Here is a 3,707-nt window from a genome sequence, read left to right as displayed (position 1 = left end):
CTGCAGCACTGTCTGCTGCGGCCTGACTTCAAAAATCTGCAGCATCGCCCGGCATGGAGGAGGGTTCGTGCCGGATGAGTTCAAAGGAGGAGTAACAATGAAGAAGCCTTTTTCCCTTGCATGCACTATCCTGGCGGCGCTAAGCGCGGCTCCCCAGGCATTCGCATTCGAGCCGAACCGCCCGGTCGAGTTCGTCGTCGCCTCGGGCGCCGGCGGCGGCACCGACAATTTCGCGCGCACCATCCAGTCCATCATTACGAAGTACAAGTTGATGGATCAGTCGATGGTCGTCCTGAACAAGGGTGGCGGCAGCGGCGCGGAAGCTTTCCTCTATGCAAGGCAGAACAAGGGCGACGCGAACAAGCTCTATTTCGGAACGAACAACGCCTATCTGCTGCCCCATGTGGCGAAGATGGCCTACTCGACCGAGGATCTGGCGCCCGTTGCAGCCCTTGCGTTTGACGAATTCCTGATCTGGGTAAAGTCCGATTCGCCATATGGAAAGCCTACGGACCTTGTTGAGGCCGCCAAGGCAAAGCCTGGAACGGTTGCCTTTGCCGGCAGCCAGTCCAAGGATACGGACGAGACGCTTGTCGCCCTGATTGAACAGCAGACTGGGGCGAGCTTCAAGTATGTGCCGTTCAACGGCGGCGGCGAAGTCGGCGTGCAGCTGGCGGGTGGTCACGTGGCTGCAAACGTCAACAACCCGAACGAGAATGTCGGCCAATGGCAAGCTGGCGCCGTGAAACCTCTCTGTGTCTTCTCGTCCACGCAAATGGCAAAAAGCGAGCCGATCCATGACGGCAAGGGCTGGCAGGATATTCCGACCTGCATCGAGGCCGGGATTCCGATCGAATCCTACAAGATGCCGCGCACTGTCTGGGCTGCAGCCGATGTTCCGGAGGATGCACTCGCCTAATACACCGAGGTTCTTCGCAAGGTGAGCGAAACGTCCGAATGGAAAGAGTATGTGCGCAAGACGTCGCAGACCGGTGATTTCCTGACCGGCAAGGCGCTCGGCGAATTCATCGCGACCAGCGAGACGAATGCCGTCAAGGTCTTCAAGACCGAAGGCTGGCTCGTCCAGTGAGACGATCGGTCCGGCGGGCGCCGCCGGACCGGTTCTTTCTCATAGGGAGGATAGCAAATGCACGTTAAACGCATCCACATGGAGCTGGTCGCCGCGACAGTGACCGCAGGCATCGGACTTCTTGCTGCGACGGGCTCGCTCGATCTTGGAGTAGGTTGGGAAAGCTCTGGCCCGCAACCTGGTTATTTTCCCTTTTATGTCGGGCTGATTGTGATCCTGGCGAGCGTCGCCTCCGCCGCGCAGACGCTATTTGCGCTCCGACGGCACGGAGAAAAGCGCAGTGAGATCTTCCTGGAGGCTGAACAGGTCAGCCGTCTGGCATCCTTTTTCTTGCCGATGGCGGTTTTCGTGGTCGTTGCCATCCAGCTTGGCCTTTACCTCGGCAGCGCGCTCTATCTCTTCTACGTCTCGTGGAGACAGGGCAAATATCATTTCCTTGCAGCCGTTTCCCTTGGTCTGGGATTTGCCGTGGCACTTTATCTGATTTTCGAGATCGTCTTCCAGATCCCGCTGCACAAGGGTCCGCTCGAAAACATGTTCGGCGTTTACTGAACGACAGGGAGGATTCGATGGGAAATTTTGGGCTGCTGCTGGACGGATTCCAGATCGCTTTGACGCCCTACCACATCATGCTCATGGTGGTGGGGGTGATGCTTGGTTTGATCGTCGGCGTACTGCCGGGCCTTGGCGCGCCGAATGGCGTGTCGTTGCTCATTCCGCTGACGTTCTCGATGGATCCGGTGTCGGCCATCATCCTGCTCGCGTCGATGTACTGGGGTGCCCTGTTCGGGGGATCGACTACCTCCATCCTCTTCAACATTCCCGGTGAGCCGAGTTCGGTCGCCACGACGTTTGATGGCTATCCGATGGCCCGCGCAGGCCAGCCCACGCGCGCGCTGACACTTGCCTTCATGTCGGCGGGCATCGGTGCGCTTGTCGGGGTCGTCGTCATTACGCTTCTATCTTCGTGGGCAGCAAGCTTCGCCTTGCGTTTCGGCGCACCGGAATATTTCGCCGTCTATTTCCTTGCCTTCTGCGCTTTCGTCGGGATGGGCAGTGCTGCTCCGTTGAAAACGGTGGTTTCGTTGGGACTTGGTCTTCTCTTCTCGACAGTTGGCATGGATACCGTCACCGGATCGCTTCGTCTGACATTCGGGCTTGACGTGCTCATTGGTGGCATCAGCTTCCTTGTGGTCGTCATCGGACTTTTCGGGATTGGAGAAATCCTCGCGACGGTCCAGGACGGCCACAAATTTCGCGGCCTCTCGTCAAGGATCGATCTGCGCGACGTGCTCCGCACGATCGCTGAACTGCCCAGATACCTCACCACAGTCATCCGCTCCTGCGCGGTCGGGATCTGGATGGGCATCACCCCGGGTGGGCCAACTGCTGCGTCATTCATGAGCTATGGCATCGCGCGGCAATGCTCCAAGCCGGGCCAGGCCTTTGGCAGCGGGCGTGCGGAAGGTATCGTCGCTCCAGAAACGGCCGATCATTCGGCGGGAACGTGCGCGATGCTGCCGATGCTGGCGCTCGGCTTGCCGAGTTCGGCGACAGCTGCCGTCATGATGGGAGGACTGATGATCTGGGGCCTCACGCCCGGACCGATGCTCTTCACAACCAAGCCCGATTTCGTCTGGGGCTTGATCGCCAGCATGTATATATCGAACATCGTCGGCGTAATTTTGGTCCTTGCCACGGTGCCGATGTTCGCAGCGCTCATGCGCATTCCGTTTTCGATCATCGGGCCAGTCATCGTGGCGATCTGCTTCGTCGGCGCTTATACTGTCGCCAGCGAGACGTTCGACCTCTGGCTGGTGCTCGTCTTCGGCGTCGCAGGCTTCGTCTTCAACAAGCTTGAATTCCCGATTGCGCCGCTGGTGCTTGCCATGGTGCTTGGCCATAAGGCTGAAAATGCCTTCCATCAATCGATGATCATCTCGGACGGCTCCCTTAGCGTCTTCTTCTCTAATCCGCTTGTCGGGACCATCACCACGCTGGCGCTGGCGCTCGTCGTCGTTCCCCAGGCCGTCAAACTGCTCTCCCGGTTGCGGCGGCGGGGTGCGGCAGGCTCGGCCCACTAGAGCCGGCCGCCGCCTTTTCTTTCGAGGTTGGAGTCATCATGAACTACCATAGCTACTTCCCCAAAGGCGCCGCCCCTGTTGAATGCTGCATCGTCGGCACCGGTGCGTTCGGGCGCAGCTTCCTCGCTCAGAGCCGCAGAACGCCGCTCGTCAGCACGCGTGTGGCGGTCGATCTTTCCGCGAAAACTGCAGTGGCCGCACTGCGTTCGATTGGGGTGCCTGCCGATGAAATCGCCCTTTGCCGGACAAAAGAGGAAGCCGCGGCTGCCTGGGCCGAGCATCGGTTCATAGCAACGGACGACCTCGAGACAGTCCTCGCTCTCCCGTTTACCGTGGTTGTCGAGGCGACTGGCCATCCCGAAGCCGGCGCGCGGCATGCGCGCCTGGCCATCGATGCCAGCAAGCATGCGGCGCTCGTGTCTAAGGAGGGCGACCGCGTGGTCGGCCCTGGTCTCGCCGCGCGGGCCCGCCGCAACAATGTGCTGGTGACCCCTGGCGATGGCGACCAGCCCCGCCTTCTGCGACGGGTGATC

Annotated in this window: 4 protein-coding genes and 1 pseudogene; all 5 read left to right on the top strand. The window is 60.1% G+C overall.

Annotated features, from left to right (window positions below; genetic code table 11):
* The first annotated feature begins 97 nt into the window (after positions 1-97).
* Positions 98-919: a tripartite tricarboxylate transporter substrate-binding protein gene (locus C9413_RS29405; RefSeq protein ID WP_281408693.1), complete on the top strand. Its 822-nt coding sequence runs from the start codon at positions 98-100 to the stop codon at positions 917-919.
* A gap of 21 nt (positions 920-940) precedes the next feature.
* Complete coding sequence (locus tag C9413_RS34340) at positions 941-1,090, top strand: hypothetical protein (protein WP_281408692.1); 150 nt, start codon at positions 941-943, stop codon at positions 1,088-1,090.
* A gap of 57 nt (positions 1,091-1,147) precedes the next feature.
* Complete coding sequence (locus tag C9413_RS29400; protein ID WP_040115873.1) at positions 1,148-1,642, top strand: tripartite tricarboxylate transporter TctB family protein; 495 nt, start codon at positions 1,148-1,150, stop codon at positions 1,640-1,642.
* A 17-nt stretch (positions 1,643-1,659) separates the two neighbouring features.
* Positions 1,660-3,174, top strand: a complete 1,515-nt coding sequence (locus tag C9413_RS29395) for a tripartite tricarboxylate transporter permease (RefSeq protein WP_040115872.1) — start codon at positions 1,660-1,662, stop codon at positions 3,172-3,174.
* Between the two features lie 38 nt (positions 3,175-3,212).
* Positions 3,213-3,707, top strand: a pseudogene (locus tag C9413_RS29390) (flagellar biosynthesis protein FlgA); the annotation flags it as partial.

The organism is Rhizobium sp. SEMIA 4085 (assembly GCF_013004495.1).
Classification (GTDB): Bacteria; Pseudomonadota; Alphaproteobacteria; order Rhizobiales; family Rhizobiaceae; genus Rhizobium; species Rhizobium gallicum.
Note: the sequence above shows the minus strand (reverse complement) of the source record. Positions and strands in the feature narration are given on the sequence as shown.

What these genes read in the sequence shown, in the direction of transcription:
- C9413_RS29405 (WP_281408693.1), top strand. Translation starts at nt 98, where the DNA reads ATGAAGAAGCCTTTTTCCCTTGCATGCACTATCCTGGCGGCGCTAAGC.
- C9413_RS29400 (WP_040115873.1), top strand. Translation starts at nt 1,148, where the DNA reads ATGCACGTTAAACGCATCCACATGGAGCTGGTCGCCGCGACAGTGACC.
- C9413_RS29395 (WP_040115872.1), top strand. Translation starts at nt 1,660, where the DNA reads ATGGGAAATTTTGGGCTGCTGCTGGACGGATTCCAGATCGCTTTGACG.